The following is a 13,418-nucleotide window of genomic DNA, read 5'->3' on the forward strand; positions in this document are numbered from 1 at the left end:
TCATGTCCGCCGTCATGCCGACAGAACCTGCTGCGTCGAGTGCCGCGATGCGCAGGACCAAGTCCATCTCCGAGCGGCTGCACTATCTGTGGTACCTCAGCCGCCGCAGCCCGCTGACCCTCGTTGGCGCTGCCATCATCCTGCTCGTTCTCATCATGATCATTGCCGCACCGGTGGTCGCACCGTACAATCCCGACAAGGTTTCCCTGACGGCGCGCCTGTTGCCGCCAAGTGCCGCGCATTGGTTCGGCACGGACGAGGTTGGCCGCGACCTGTTCTCACGCGTGATCTATGGGGCGAGGGCGTCCTGCGGCGCCGCCTTCATGATCGTCCTGATTTCGATGTCGGTCGGGGTGCTGATCGGTTGTTTCTCCGGCGTGGTCGGCGGACCGGTCGACACCGCCATCATGCGGCTCATGGACGTCGTTCTTGCTCTGCCGGCGCTGGTGCTGGCCATGGCGCTGGCCGCAGCCCTTGGCCCGAGCCTGTTCAACTCCATGCTGGCCGTGGCGATCGTGCGTATTCCCGCCTATGTGCGTTTGGCCCGCGGTCAAACGCTTTCCTTGCGCGAGCAGGTCTTCGTGAAGGCGTCGCGCACCTTCGGCGCTTCGCCGTTCTACATCCTTCGCTGGCATATCCTGCCAAACGCGATGTCGCCGATCATCGTGCAGGCGACGCTCGATCTTGGCGGCGTCGTGCTGATCGCAGCCGCGCTTAGTTTCATCGGCCTCGGTGCCCAGCCGCCGACCTCCGAATGGGGCGCCCTGGTTAGCAGCGGCCGCAGCTACATGCTCGATCAGTGGTGGTACGCGACCTTCCCGGGTCTCGCCATTCTGGTCACGGCGATGGGGTGCAATCTGGTTGGCGACGGCATTCGCGATATGCTCGACCCGCGCTTGAGGGGCAGATGATGACAGGCACGGCAGAACGACGCGGCCAGGCGCTGGCCATTCACAACCTGTCTCTGGAGTTTCCCACCTTCAGCGGCGCGATCAAGGCGCTCGACAATGTGTCGATCAATGTCGGAAAGGCTGAGATCGTCGGGATCGTCGGCGAGTCAGGCTGCGGCAAATCGGTGACGACCATGGCCGCGACTGGGCTGCTGCCCAGGGGGCGCTACAGGATCACCGGCGGCTCGGTCAGGCTCTTTGGCCATAGCACCCTCGCCATGGACGACAGTCAGTTGCAGGATGTGCGCGGCAAGGTGTTCTCGACCATCTTTCAAGAGCCGATGAACGCGCTGAACCCGACGATCCGCATCGGCAAGCAGCTGACTGACGTCATCATGCGTCACGAGGAGACAAGCTTGCCGGATGCCAGGCGCATTGCGCGGGATATTCTCGCCGACATGCTGATCGGCGAGCCAGAGCGGGTCATGAAGCTCTACCCGTTCGAACTCTCCGGCGGCATGCGGCAGCGCGTGCTGATCGCCATGGCGTTCTCATGCAATCCCGGCCTCATCATCGCCGACGAGCCGACGACCGCGCTCGATGTCACCGTGCAGGCGGTGATCCTGAGGCTGATCCAGAACCGCGCGCGCCGCACCGGCACATCGGTCATCTTCATCTCGCACAACGTCGCCGTCGTGTCGCAGCTCTGCGACCGGCTCTACGTGATGTATGCCGGACGGATCGTTGAGCATGGTGCGACCCGCACCGTGCTCGAGGCGCCGCAGCACCCCTATACCCAGGCGCTATTGCGCTGTCTGCCGGATCGGGTGGCGCCAAAACAGGAGCTCGAAGCGATCCCAGGCGCGGTGCCTAATCTCCTGCATCCACCGGCGGGCTGCTATTTCCAGCCGCGATGCAAGGAAGCGGTTGATCTCTGTCGATCCCAGTCTCCGCAATTGGCTGGGGCCGATCGCCAACAGGTGGCGTGCTGGCGGCGCGGTGACGCGCGAGAACTGTCAGAGCAAGGGAGCCGGAAATGACCGCAGGCGTTGAAACGATGGCGCGGCCGGTTCTGGAGGTTTCCGATCTCCATGTCCGCTTCCCGGCGTCCCGCAACTGGCTCGGGCGCCCCACCTCGCATGTGCACGCCGTCAACGGCGTCACCCTTAGAGTTCGTGCCGGCAGAAGCCTCGGCATTGTCGGCGAATCCGGTTGCGGCAAGAGTACGCTCGCCCAGGCGATCATCGGACTTGCGCCTTACGAGCAGGGTAGGGTGGCGATTGACGGTCAGGATTTTCAGGCAGCGCAGGGCAGAGAGAAGCGCCAGCTGCGGCAGAAGATGCAGATCGTTTTCCAGGATCCGCAATCCTCGCTCGATCGGCGCCTGCCGGTCTGGCGGCTCATCAGCGAGCCGCTGCATATTCGCGGCGGGCATAGCAACGCCGAGCTGCATGCGAAGGCGGAACAACTGGCGACCGCTGTCGGTCTTAGGCCGGAACATCTCGATCGTCTGCCACACGAGTTTTCAGGCGGACAGCGCCAGCGCATTGCCATCGCCCGCGCCATCAGCACGGACCCCGACCTCATGGTGTTGGACGAACCGACATCGGCGCTCGACGTGTCGGTCCAGGCGCAGATCATCAACCTGCTTCTGAAACTGCAGCGGGAGCGGGGGCTCGCCTACCTCATGATCTCGCACGATGTCGCACTGGTGCGCCACTTCTGCGACGATGTCGCGGTGATGTATCTCGGCCAGATAGTTGAATCAGGCCCGGCCGACGTGGTGCTGGGCGATCCTCGGCACCCATATACGCAGACGCTTCTGGCCGCGGCTCCGAGTTTCGCAAGTCCCTTGCCGACCATTGCGGAGGTGCGGACCGCCGAGCTTCCAAACAACCGAAAACTGCCAACCGGTTGCTTCTACAAGGAACGCTGCGGCAAGGCTGCAGCCGGCTGCGAGGCGCCGCAGGTTCTCCAGCACCTAGGCGAGGGCGCACGCTGTGCAAGGTGTCATCTGGCGCAGGGGTGAGGCGCAGACGAGCGTTATAGACACACTCCGCCGACCGTTGGCACGGCTGGCGGGGTGGCCGCTCCATATCATTTGATGCGCTGTTCCGATATTTTAAGAAAGATAATTTTCGTATCGGAAAAATAATTTGATTGATATTTCCGACTGTGCATATTTGGAGCGGATCCCACCACTGCACTCGAACGAAGCGCGACCTACGCCGCCGGAGACTACATTGACCTGACCGATGCCGATCGGTGCCCCTGTCAGCTGCCGCTTCCGCATCTTTCCCCATGTCGGCGGACGCCGTCGCGCGTGCGGCAGTCCACGCGGCTACGAGCCGAAATGAATTTGATCTGATGAAAGAGGCCTAAGATGAAGAAGGAAGTCGAATGGGCGCGCATGACCGCACCCAGCCTGCGTGAACTCGCCGGAAAGCCGGGCGCGCTTGCCGTCCTGCCGATCGGTTCGCTGGAACAGCATGGGCCGCACCTGCCGGTCATTACCGACACAGCCAGCGCATCGGCCGCGGCCATCCGTGCCGCCCGTCTCGTGGCCGACGACATCCCGGTCGCCGTTCTTCCCGGCCTGTGGCTCGGCATGAGCGAACACCACCTGCCTTTCGGCGGCACCATCACGCTGGACTACGATACGCTGAGCCGCGTCATTCGCTGCATCGTCCGATCGCTGAAGACGCTCGGTTTCTCGCGGCTGTTCATCGTCAACGGTCACGGCGGCAACATGGACCCGCTCGCGGTTGCCGTGCGCGAACTGGCGGTCGAGTTCGCCATGCCGATCGTCGCCACAACGCCGTGGATGCTGGCGCCAGAGGAGGCCAGCAAGATCTTCGAGGTCGACACCGGTGCGCACCATGCCTGTGAGGGCGAAGCGTCGGTCATGCTGGCGATCGTTCCGGATGCGGTAAAGACCGAGATGTTCGGCCAGGCCTTCGGCAACCAGCAGCATCCCGTTGACGTACCTGCGGACGTGTCGCGCTTCTATTCCTTCGCCGAGCGGGCGCCGGTCACCGGCACCTGGGGCGATCCTCGCAGCGCAACCGCCGAAAAGGGCGAGCGCTTCCTCGACCTGCAGGCGAACGAGTTGGTGAAGCTGATCCGCAACGACGTGCTTTGGACCGCGCCAGACCCGGTCTGGACGCCAGGCCGTGGCCTCAGCACGACGGCCGGCAAAGCCGATTGACCTCAGCCGGCGAGACATCCGCCGGGCATTTCGCATTCCATTCCCAAGGGAGGACACGCCAATGACTTTGAAATTCGCGCGGACGCGCAAAACCCTTGTTTCCCTGTTTGCAGCAACCATGCTTTCGGGCGTGGCGCTGACGCCTGCCATGGCGAAGACGCTCGTCTATTGCTCGGAGGGCGCGCCAGAGGGGTTCGACGCAGCGCTCTACTCGGCCAACAGCACGTGGGATGCTTCGGCCGAGACGATCTACGATCGCCTCACTGAATTCGAGCCCGGCACCACCAACGTCGCCCCGGGCCTCGCCGAAAGCTGGACCATTTCCGAGGACAATCTCGAATACATGCTGAAACTGCGGGAAGGCGTGAAGTTCCAGACGACGGATGATTTCACCCCGACACGGGATTTCAACGCAGACGACGTGCTCTTCACCTACATTCGCCAGTTGGACAAGGACGACCCGTGGAACAGCTACTTTCCTGGTGCGAACTGGGAAATGTTCAACGCGATGGACATGCCAACGGTCATCAAGGACATCGTCAAGGTCGATGAAAAGACCGTCAAGTTCGTGCTGAAGCAACCGGATGCGTCGCTTCCGGCGAAGCTTGCCCTGAACTTCGGCTCGATCATGTCGAAAGAGTATGCCGACAAGCTGGCGGCTGAGGGACGGCGCGAGGACCTCGACCGCAAGCCTGTCGGCACCGGGCCGTTCCGGTTTGTCGACTACCAGCAAGATGCGGCGATCCGCTTTGCAGCCAATGCAGACTATTGGGCCGGCGCGCCGAAGATCGACAATCTCATCTTCGCGATCACCACCGACCCGACGACACGCATGCAGAAACTTCAGGCGGGCGAATGCCATATCGCGCCGTACCCGGCGCCGGCCGATGTTGCCGGGCTGAAGGCAAATCCGGACCTGACGGTATTGGAACAACCGGGTCTCAACGTCTCCTATCTCGCGATGAACACCTTGGTCGCGCCGTTCGACAAGCTGGAGGTGCGCCGCGCCATCAACATGGCGATCGACCGCAAGGCGATCGTTGATTCCGTCTATCAGGGCATGGGCCAGGTCGCCAAAAGCGTCCTGCCGCCGACGATGTGGGGCTATAACGGCAGCATCGAGGGCTACAGCTACGATCCGGAAGCGGCAAAGAAGCTTCTCGACGGAGCCGGCGTCAAAGATCTGAAGATGAAAATCTGGGCGATGCCCGTCAGCCGTCCATACATGCCGAATGCTCGTCGCGCGGCCGAGCTGATGCAGGCGGACCTTGCCAAGGTCGGCATCGGCGTCGAGATCGTTTCCTATGAATGGGGCGAGTACCTGAAGAAGGTGCGCGACGAAGCGCGCGATGGCGCCGTCATCCTGGGCGGCACGAGCGACAACGGCGATCCCGACAATCTGCTCAGCTACTTCTTCAGCTGCTCGGGCGTTGGCGGCAGCAACAATGCCAACTGGTGCGACAAGCCGCTCGACGAGATCTTCCAGAAGGCGCGTACCAGCTCGGATCAGAGCGAGCGGACGAAACTGTACGAAGAAGCGCAGGCCATGATCAGCGACCAGGCACCTTGGGTTCCGATTGCTCATTCCACCGTTGTGCTGCCGATGTTGAAAAAGGTGAAGAACTACGTGATGGAACCCTTGGGTTCGCATCGATTCGACAAGGTCGATATCGAGGAATAATCCCAACACGTTGGGTTTCTGCGCGCCTGTTTCGGCAGGCGCGCACGATTGATATAATTTGAAAAAAGTCTCCCAGTTAAGTTCCATTGATGTGTCATCTGCGACGGCTGGCAGGTGAGTCTCGTATCCCGCTTAATCAGGTTCGTGGTTTCGCACGACAAGCAGAAGGGTCGCACGGTGTATCGACCGGAACAGGATTTTCTTGCCATTGGCTGGGGAAGTCCGAAGGCGCACAGAACGGCTCCGTCGCTTGAGAGTTCGCACTTTGCTTGCACATGCAACACGTCAAGCAAACCGTCTTACAATCTCAAGCAGGCGGTCGCAGGATCTCGCAAGCTGCCGTGGCGGCGCCGTGGCAAGGCCTAGAAGCAAGCCGGATTTTGCAGAATCCGGCGACGCGTACCAGGCCGAAAGCGGTGCGGGCGACATGCCGAAAGCCAACGTTTCTCTGGCAATAGCGAGATCCGGCGCCCCGTCCGGCAAACGCAACAGCACGGCCAATCCGGCAACTGTCGCTTCCTCTGGCCGCAGGGATTTCAGCAAGGCGTCGCGTTGGGCGGAGTAGACCCGCTTCGTCCGCCGGAGATGCCGCAAATAATGCCCCTCGCGCATGAACTCAGTGGCTGCAAGCTGCACGGACGGCCCGGGGGGCGGTGCGAGACAGGCTGCGACTTCCGCAAAACGGGAGGCGAGCGCCGGCGGCGCGACGAGAAAGCCGAGCCGGAGGGCCGGGCTGATGGTCTTGCTGAAGGAGCCGATGTGAATGACGCGTCCACCGCGGTCGAGGGAGGCGAGCGCCGGTGCGGCGCGGCCGTCGAGCTGCAACTCGCTGAGATAGTCGTCTTCGATCACCCAGGCCTGCGCCCCGGCCGCCCAGTCGAGAAGACGCAGTCGGCGTGCCAGCGATAGGGTGGACCCGAGCGGCGCCTGTTGCCCCGGGGTCGCGACAACCAGCGCTGCATCCGGGGCACGGCGTATGCCATGCTCGACGTTGACGCCATCGGCATCGACGGGGACCGGCACAATCTCCAGTCGCGCAAGCTCCAGCCCGCGCCGGGTGAATGGGAACCCTGGCTCCTCCATCCAGACCTTTTGCCCTTCGAGACCGAGGACGCGGAGCGCCATTCCAAGCCCGCTGGCGTATCCCCCGGTGATGATGATTTCGGAGGGCGAGCACTCGATGCGACGTGCGACGGCAAGATAGGCGGCAATTTCCCGGCGCAGTTCCAGTTCGCCGCGTGGGTCGGGATAGATCGCCGGAGCGCTCGTCTCCACGCGTACGGCGTGCGCGCGGATCCTCGCGAAGAGCGTTGCGGGAAAGGTTTCCTGCGCCGGTACGCCCATCTGGAAGATCGCCGGGCCGGCTGTCATCTCCCGATAGCGCTCCATGAACGAGCCGGGATCCGGCGGCGGCTCGATCCGCGCAACCGCTGCAGGACGAGCGGCGACGCGGGTCCCGGTCGAGCGTGAGGCGACGATGAGCTGGGCCGCGGAAAGCTTGTCGTAGGCCGTACGCACAGTGCCGCGTGCAACACCAAGCTGAGCGGCGAGATCCAGCCAGGACGGCAGACGCGCGCCTGGGGCAAGCACCCCGCTTTCGATCGCGGCGCTGATGCCCTTTCGTATCTGCTCGGCCAGTGGCGTCCGCGCCGACCGATCGAGGTTCAGTTCCAGCAGCTGATCCATGCTTTCCTGGTACACGTTGTTTGTCGGTTCTTGGTGCTTTTTTTAGAACCAGGAAGTCGTCATTTCTAGGGGCAGGAAGAAACGTCATCAGGACCACACGGAAAGGAGATCCCTGGCATGACCTTACGATTCTTCATTGGCGCTGCTGCCGCCGCCCTTGCAATCGTCACCACGCTGCCGGCCGCTGCGCATGATCCCGGCGACGTTGTCACGCCGCACTTCGAAAAGGCGATACCCAATATTCCGGGCAAGACCTTGACCGCCCTGATCGTCGACTATCCCCCAGGCGGTGCCTCGGTTCCGCACACGCATGCAAAGTCGTCCTTCATCTTCGCCTACGTTCTCTCCGGAGAAATCGTCTCCAAGGTCAATGACGGCCCGACGCAGACCTACCGCGCCGGCGAGAGCTGGTACGAGCCGCCGGCGTCCACCCACCTCGTCAGCCGCAACGCGAGCCAGACGACGCCGGCAAAGCTGCTGGCGGTGTTCGTCGCCGACAGCGATGAAAAAGAACTCACCACCCCGATCAAGTAGACCCGAACCCAAGGAGCAGAACAATGAGCAAGCGTCTCGACTACAACCAGATTGCACCGGCCGGCGCCAAGGCCCTTGGCGGTGTCTACGGCTACGTCCTGCAAAGTGGCCTGGCGCCAGTGCTGGTGGATCTGGTTTATCTTCGCATCTCACAGATCAACAATTGCGCCTATTGTCTCGACATGCACACCCGCGACCTCCTGAAAAAGGGCCAACCGATCGAAAAGATCGCATTGGTCCAGGCGTGGAGGGAAGCCGGCAACCTCTTCGACGCGCGCGAGCGGGCGGCCCTTGCCTGGGCCGAAACCGTCACACGCGTCGCCGAGACGGGTGTGCCGGACGAAGCCTATGAAGCTGCGCACGCCGAGTTCAACGAGCGTGAACTCACCGATCTCACGATCGCGATCAGCCTGATGAACGCCTACAACCGCATGGCGATCAGCTTCCGCAATACGCCGCAGGCAGCACTTGAAAAGTAAAGGCGGGCGCACGCCCGAAACGCTCAAATTGAGGAGTTGGCTATGAAGATATTCATCGCGGGCGCCACAGGCGCCGTCGGCTCGCCGCTGGTGCGGGCGCTCTTGACCCTTGGCCATCAGGTGACCGGCATGACGCGCCCCGGCCCAGGCGTGGATCGTCTCCGCGAACTCGGGGCCGAGGCGTCGACCGCCGATGCCTTCGACCCCGAGGCGGTCCATGAGGCAATCGCGGCAGCAGCGCCGGACGTCGTGATCGATCAACTTACCTGGCTTCCGGCCAACCCCGCCGACATCATCAAGGCCATGCCGGACGATACGCGCCTTCATCGCGAGGGCGGCGCCAACCTGCTCGCTTCGGCGGAGAAGCTGGGCGTTCGCCGCTACATCATGCAGTCTCGTGGCTTCTACCTCGATGCCCCGGCAGGACAACTCGCCGACGAGACCGCGAGGCTCAGCTACGACGCGCCCGGGGAGATCGGCGAGAGCACGCGCACCATCGGCGCCTATGAGGACCGTGTGCTCGCCTCGCCGTCGCTCGATGGCGTCGTCCTGCGCTACGGCTTCTTCTATGGGCCCGGTACCTGGTACCGGCCGGACGGAGCGATTGCCGATCAGGTTCGCAATGGCGAGGCGGTGATTATCGGCGAAGGAAATGCCGTTTGGTCGTTCGTCCATATCGATGACGCGATCGCTGCGACCGTCGCCGCGCTTACGGCCGAACCGGGGGTCTACAATATCGTCGACGACGACCCGATGCCCGTCGCCAAATGGCTCCCGGCTTTCGCTCGATGGGTTGATGCATCGGAGCCGGGGCGGGTCAGTGTGGAGGACGCGCTGAAGTCGGCCGGCGAGGAAGCGGTCTACTATCACACCCGTCTGACCGGCGCCGCGAACACGCGAGCGAAGGAAAAACTCGGCTTCGCACCCCGGCCGCTGCTATGGAAGTGCGCGTGATTGCCGCCCGACGGGGCAACGGAAATAGTCGGACCCGCTAGAGGGATAATTGCCACGACATCCAACCGCCGCCAACAACACAGAGGCGCTTCGCACGGACGTCGATCGCAGCGCTGCGATCATCGATCGCATTCCTGCTCGCCGCTGGGGCACCCCCGAGGATATCGGCGAGGCTGCCGTTTTCCTGCTGACGCCGGCTTCACGCTACCTGCATGGTGCCGTCATCCCGGCTGATGGCGGCTGGTTGGCGCGATGAACGGAGATTCGTTGGCGGGCCGTTCAGTGACGCGAGCACGAAGCGCTTCGAAGTGACCGGCTGGCGTTGGTGCGGCAGATGATGGAGCGGAAGCTGTCCGGCCGACGCACCTCGTCGAAACTGCCGGAACTGAGTGAGTTGGTCATGGCCATGCCGCTGGTATCGGCCGGTATGGTCCACCAAGGCGTTCGACGTTGGGCCGAAGCAGCCCGCCGGATCGTCGGCGAGCTTGGCTTGCGGGAAATGACGGGAGGGGGAGGTCTCGCGCGTGGGGCGTCCTATAAAGATAACGAGTACCGAACGCCTGCCGCGGTATGCTCGCGGATGGAGCGGGATGCGGCGCGAGTACCATCGGTGTTCCGCACCCCGCTTTACTGACCCCGGGGAGGGTTAGCGAACGTAGATCGTCAGCCCGCCGTCAGTCGCCTGTTCAGCGCCGCCAATGTTGTCCATCTCGACGTTCTGCGCCTTCAGCTTTTCAGCCAAGGACTTGTTCGCTTTGACCGCCTCGAGAAGCGCCGCACGTTGTTCCGGCGTGGCATGCTCGACCCACATGCGCGTTTGGTTCTGCTCCGCAAGTGTGCTTACATCGACGACATTGATCTTGTCGCCGCTGTAGCTACGCACAGTTTGCTCAATCTCTTTAGGCCAGTCCATTGCGGCACCTTGACCGTGCACGATTCCAACGAAGCTAAGGGCGGAGAGGCTGGCAATCATAGAAAAAGTCGCAATGCGGTTCATTGTCATGCTCCTTCCTAGGTTTTGCGCTTGTGACGGGGGGCAACCAAGCGCGGCTGCTCAAGCAACTCGTCCCAACTGAGATTACGCGAAACTCCACTGAGCGATATTGTCCTTAGGGGAAGTCGTCTGAACTTGCCGGCCGCTGGTAGGATCGACGGCCGATACTCTGCAAGTTTCACTGACCGGCTAAGGTCGGTGCGTCTTAGGATCATCCAGGGCCTCCACCGTCTCCAACACCGGCCCGAGGACCCAGTTGTACATCTCAGCGATATTGTGCTCCTCATGCGGATCCGGTTCGATGTTGAACACCTTAGGATAGCCTTTCATCGGTGCGGCGCTGCTTCCCACGCCGCCCAGCAGCGTTGCGCCGCCAGGGCCGCTGCGGCCGGGCGCCACGTCGGCGAAAAAGGCCCGGAACTGTTTTCAGCGGACGGCGACCAGATCGGAACCGACCAATGTCAGCAAATGTTCGCGACGTCCGCGTCATTGTCGCCGAGCAGCAGGTCGTTCAGGTCGATCCCGTCGAACGGCCGGTCGCCCCGGCACGTTGCCGCCCGCAAGCTTTGCGAATGTCGGGAAGAAGTCGATGATCGAGAACATCGCGTAGGAGGATCGCGGCTTGATCCGTTGCGGCCAGCGGATCACCGGGGCCCATTGACGTAGAGAAAATACGTGTCTTGGGGCGCGCCCGGTGGATGCGGTAGCGAACGGGTCCCCGCAAGTTCGAGCGGCAAATCGGACAGGATGATGGCATGTGGCGAAAGGACCGCCGGGAGGCATCGGCTCAGTTTGGCGCTTGTCGCAATATTGTTCGCTTCGACATACGAACCCATATCCGCATGTGCCAGGATGACCTGTCCGCCAAAGCGGGTGGCTCCGGAAGCAAGCGTGTCCTCGATGTCGCCGAGCAGCAAATAGTTCTGTGGCGGCGTGCAGTCGGCGAAACAGTCGGTCTCGCGATCCAGCACATAGATCTCGCGCTCCGGGAGATGGATGCGCAAGTGGTCGTAGGTGCGACCGTGACCCAGACCCATCTCGAACACAATGCCCGGACGGACGGCTATCTCTCTTGAAGGCCCATTCGAGGCAGATGCGCTGGGCCTCCAGGCGGAAGAGCAATTTTTCGAGCCGGGAGTCCTTGCGTCTCCCTTCAGCACGCGATTCTTTCGATCTGGCGTCCGTCGGCATACTTATCGTCCCTGGCGCGGTGCTATCATTTCTCAGGTGGCGGCGGCCTCTTTTCCAATCCGATCCATTGGTAGCGGTGAGCGGCTGAACCGACCTATGGTCCTTAGTCGGCCCTCGACCTACATCGGCGTGACGCCGTCGGTGGCAATATGATCGCGTTCAAACCAAAAGGCCCGCCTTCACAACGTATTGACGTTCAGAACCTCGTCATGTTTGCGGCGGGCGGATTGGGTGACCGCGCGAGGCTCGCCTTGTATTCCTCTACCGTCTTCAACAACGGCCCGAGGACCCAGTTATACATCTCGCCGATATTGTGCTCCTCGTGCGGATCCGACTCGATATTGAACACCTTTGGGTAGCCATTCATCGGCGCAGCGCTTGATCCGACACCGCCCATCAAGATTGCACCGCCTGCGCCGCTGCGGCCAGGTGCTACGTCGGCAAAATAGGCCCGGAACTGTTTCCAGCGGACGGCGACCAGGTCGGAGCCGACGAAGGTCAGCAAATGCTGGCGATGTCCGCTGTCATTGTCGCCGAGCAGCAGGTCGCTCTGGTCGATCCCATCGAACGGCCGGTCGTCCGGCACCTTGCCGCCCGCAAGCTTCGCGAATGTCGGGAAGAAATCCATGATCGAGAACATCGCAGAGGAGGATCGCGGCTTGATCCGTTGCGGCCAGCGGATCACCGCGGCGGTGCGGATCGCGCCCTCGCTGACGTCGCCCAGCGCGCCACGATAGGGTCCTGTCGTTCCCATATCCGGCATGTCGGTGCCGAACCGGCTCGCACCGGGGCCGTCTGGTCCATTGTCGGAGGCGAAGACCACGATGGTGTCTTCCTCAATGCCAAGATCCTTCAATGCGTCGAGGATCGTGCCGACGATCGCGTCGCCCTCCATCAGGGAGTCGCCGAACTGGCCGATGCGGGAAGCTCCTTCGAAGCGCTTCGAGGGGAGGTTCGGAAAGTGCGTCCGGGAAATCGGCAGATACAAGAAGAACGGCTTGCCTGCCGCCTTTTGGCGCCTCATGAAATCGACGCCGCGGTCCACCAGTTCCCAGTCGATCCCGCGACGCACTTCCTCGGTATAGGGTTTCACCAGCTTCACCGGCTCTCCCCGTTTGGCCTCGACGATGTGCGGCCCCTTGTCGAGCGGGACGTCGATGGACTTGGTCTGATGGCCCTGGCGGATCATCCCGAACGCGTCCCAGGTGTCACCAGGAGGGATTCCGTAAAACTCGTCGAAGCCCTGGTTCTGCGGCTGGCTATAGACCTGGGCGCCAAGATGCCACTTGCCGAAGATCGCCGTGGCGTAGCCGGCGTCGTGCAGCATTTCCGCCATGGTGATTTCCTTGTCCGGCAGCGAGAAAGGCGTGCCTGCGACCGCGACCAGCGATAGCCCGGAGCGGATGGAATAGCGACCTGTCATCAAAGCGGCGCGCGACGGCGTGCAGGATGGCTCGACCAGGAACTGCGTCAGCCGCAGGCCCTCTGCGGCGAGCTGGTCGATGCGCGGCGTCGGCGACCCGCGCAGCTCCCCGCCGCCGTAGACGCCGATGTCGCCGTAGCCGATGTTGTCGGCGAGAACGAAGAGGATGTTTGGCGTCGATTGCTGCGCAGATGCTGTTCCGACAGGCAACGCATTGGCAACGAGACAGGAGCCGATCGCCAATACAAAGCACATTCCCCGCCACGGTCCGAGCCACTTCATGTTTCGTCTCCCCGTGTTGGCTATCAATTCGAAACGCCGCAACGCGTCCGCGAGTGCCTGCTTCGGAGCGGCTCTCCGCTGCGCTCATGTCATGCG

Annotated in this window: 13 protein-coding genes and 2 pseudogenes; 10 read left to right on the forward strand and 5 right to left on the reverse strand. The window is 62.6% G+C overall.

Features of this window, described 5'->3' with window-relative positions; all coding sequences use genetic code 11:
* Positions 1–2 precede the first annotated feature (2 nt).
* The 5 genes from ddpC to ACN9MO_RS21710 all read left to right on the forward strand — a co-directional run bounded on the left by ddpC (position 3) and on the right by ACN9MO_RS21710 (position 5,779).
* The gene (ddpC, locus tag ACN9MO_RS21690) at positions 3–911 is read left to right on the forward strand and encodes a D,D-dipeptide ABC transporter permease (protein ID WP_057249686.1); all 909 of its coding nucleotides are present in this window, start codon (positions 3–5) and stop codon (positions 909–911) included.
* Positions 908–1,930, forward strand: a complete 1,023-nt coding sequence (locus tag ACN9MO_RS21695; RefSeq protein WP_112996012.1) for an ABC transporter ATP-binding protein — start codon at positions 908–910, stop codon at positions 1,928–1,930. Before ddpC ends, ACN9MO_RS21695 begins: the two co-directional genes overlap by 4 nt.
* A complete protein-coding gene (locus ACN9MO_RS21700; RefSeq protein ID WP_255571386.1) occupies positions 1,927–2,919 on the forward strand; it encodes an oligopeptide/dipeptide ABC transporter ATP-binding protein in 993 nt (330 codons plus the stop codon). Before ACN9MO_RS21695 ends, ACN9MO_RS21700 begins: the two co-directional genes overlap by 4 nt.
* 354 nt (positions 2,920–3,273) lie before the next feature.
* Positions 3,274–4,098 carry a creatininase family protein gene (locus ACN9MO_RS21705; RefSeq protein ID WP_113737885.1) on the forward strand — a complete coding sequence of 275 codons (825 nt, stop codon included), beginning with the start codon at positions 3,274–3,276 and terminating at the stop codon, positions 4,096–4,098.
* Between the two features lie 61 nt (positions 4,099–4,159).
* Positions 4,160–5,779: an ABC transporter substrate-binding protein gene (locus ACN9MO_RS21710; protein ID WP_112996010.1), complete on the forward strand. Its 1,620-nt coding sequence runs from the start codon at positions 4,160–4,162 to the stop codon at positions 5,777–5,779.
* A gap of 285 nt (positions 5,780–6,064) precedes the next feature.
* On the opposite strand, the gene ACN9MO_RS21715 is transcribed toward ACN9MO_RS21710, so the two are convergent.
* Complete coding sequence (locus ACN9MO_RS21715; protein WP_057249692.1) at positions 6,065–7,465, reverse strand: PLP-dependent aminotransferase family protein; 1,401 nt, start codon at positions 7,463–7,465, stop codon at positions 6,065–6,067.
* A 117-nt stretch (positions 7,466–7,582) separates the two neighbouring features.
* Here ACN9MO_RS21715 and ACN9MO_RS21720 point away from each other — a divergent pair, with 117 nt between their 5' ends.
* From ACN9MO_RS21720 to ACN9MO_RS21740, 5 genes and pseudogenes are all read left to right on the forward strand, one after another.
* Positions 7,583–7,999, forward strand: a complete 417-nt coding sequence (locus ACN9MO_RS21720; protein ID WP_112996009.1) for a cupin domain-containing protein — start codon at positions 7,583–7,585, stop codon at positions 7,997–7,999.
* Positions 8,000–8,022: 23 nt separating this feature from the next.
* Positions 8,023–8,478 (forward strand): carboxymuconolactone decarboxylase family protein, encoded by a 456-nt coding sequence (locus tag ACN9MO_RS21725; protein WP_112996007.1) that lies wholly within the window; start codon positions 8,023–8,025, stop codon positions 8,476–8,478.
* A gap of 42 nt (positions 8,479–8,520) precedes the next feature.
* Complete coding sequence (locus ACN9MO_RS21730; protein ID WP_113738010.1) at positions 8,521–9,432, forward strand: NAD-dependent epimerase/dehydratase family protein; 912 nt, start codon at positions 8,521–8,523, stop codon at positions 9,430–9,432.
* A gap of 73 nt (positions 9,433–9,505) precedes the next feature.
* Positions 9,506–9,688 (forward strand): annotated as a pseudogene (locus ACN9MO_RS21735) (SDR family oxidoreductase); the annotation flags it as partial.
* Positions 9,689–9,742: 54 nt separating this feature from the next.
* Positions 9,743–9,972 (forward strand): annotated as a pseudogene (locus tag ACN9MO_RS21740) (helix-turn-helix domain-containing protein); the annotation flags it as partial.
* Positions 9,973–10,078: 106 nt separating this feature from the next.
* Here the strand turns inward: ACN9MO_RS21740 and ACN9MO_RS21745 are convergent.
* The 4 genes from ACN9MO_RS21745 to ACN9MO_RS21760 form a co-directional block, all read right to left on the reverse strand.
* Positions 10,079–10,429: a hypothetical protein gene (locus ACN9MO_RS21745; protein WP_058328599.1), complete on the reverse strand. Its 351-nt coding sequence runs from the start codon at positions 10,427–10,429 to the stop codon at positions 10,079–10,081.
* A 186-nt stretch (positions 10,430–10,615) separates the two neighbouring features.
* Entirely contained in the window at positions 10,616–10,756 is a 141-nt protein-coding gene (locus ACN9MO_RS21750; protein WP_156414704.1) for a hypothetical protein, read from the reverse strand.
* Positions 10,757–11,070: 314 nt separating this feature from the next.
* Complete coding sequence (locus tag ACN9MO_RS21755; protein WP_425987731.1) at positions 11,071–11,586, reverse strand: class I SAM-dependent methyltransferase; 516 nt, start codon at positions 11,584–11,586, stop codon at positions 11,071–11,073.
* Positions 11,587–11,813: 227 nt separating this feature from the next.
* Entirely contained in the window at positions 11,814–13,322 is a 1,509-nt protein-coding gene (locus ACN9MO_RS21760) for an arylsulfatase (RefSeq protein WP_425987734.1), read from the reverse strand.
* Between the last annotated feature and the right edge of the window lie 96 nt (positions 13,323–13,418).

The organism is Ensifer sp. R-19, from assembly GCF_049905105.1.
GTDB lineage: Bacteria > Pseudomonadota > Alphaproteobacteria > Rhizobiales > Rhizobiaceae > Ensifer.

What these genes read in the sequence shown, in the direction of transcription:
- ddpC (WP_057249686.1), top strand. Translation starts at nt 3, where the DNA reads ATGTCCGCCGTCATGCCGACAGAACCTGCTGCGTCGAGTGCCGCGATG.
- ACN9MO_RS21695 (WP_112996012.1), top strand. Translation starts at nt 908, where the DNA reads ATGATGACAGGCACGGCAGAACGACGCGGCCAGGCGCTGGCCATTCAC.
- ACN9MO_RS21700 (WP_255571386.1), top strand. Translation starts at nt 1,927, where the DNA reads ATGACCGCAGGCGTTGAAACGATGGCGCGGCCGGTTCTGGAGGTTTCC.
- ACN9MO_RS21705 (WP_113737885.1), top strand. Translation starts at nt 3,274, where the DNA reads ATGAAGAAGGAAGTCGAATGGGCGCGCATGACCGCACCCAGCCTGCGT.
- ACN9MO_RS21710 (WP_112996010.1), top strand. Translation starts at nt 4,160, where the DNA reads ATGACTTTGAAATTCGCGCGGACGCGCAAAACCCTTGTTTCCCTGTTT.
- ACN9MO_RS21715 (WP_057249692.1), bottom strand. Translation starts at nt 7,465, where the DNA reads ATGGATCAGCTGCTGGAACTGAACCTCGATCGGTCGGCGCGGACGCCA.
- ACN9MO_RS21720 (WP_112996009.1), top strand. Translation starts at nt 7,583, where the DNA reads ATGACCTTACGATTCTTCATTGGCGCTGCTGCCGCCGCCCTTGCAATC.
- ACN9MO_RS21725 (WP_112996007.1), top strand. Translation starts at nt 8,023, where the DNA reads ATGAGCAAGCGTCTCGACTACAACCAGATTGCACCGGCCGGCGCCAAG.
- ACN9MO_RS21730 (WP_113738010.1), top strand. Translation starts at nt 8,521, where the DNA reads ATGAAGATATTCATCGCGGGCGCCACAGGCGCCGTCGGCTCGCCGCTG.
- ACN9MO_RS21745 (WP_058328599.1), bottom strand. Translation starts at nt 10,429, where the DNA reads ATGAACCGCATTGCGACTTTTTCTATGATTGCCAGCCTCTCCGCCCTT.
- ACN9MO_RS21750 (WP_156414704.1), bottom strand. Translation starts at nt 10,756, where the DNA reads ATGAAAGGCTATCCTAAGGTGTTCAACATCGAACCGGATCCGCATGAG.
- ACN9MO_RS21760 (WP_425987734.1), bottom strand. Translation starts at nt 13,322, where the DNA reads ATGAAGTGGCTCGGACCGTGGCGGGGAATGTGCTTTGTATTGGCGATC.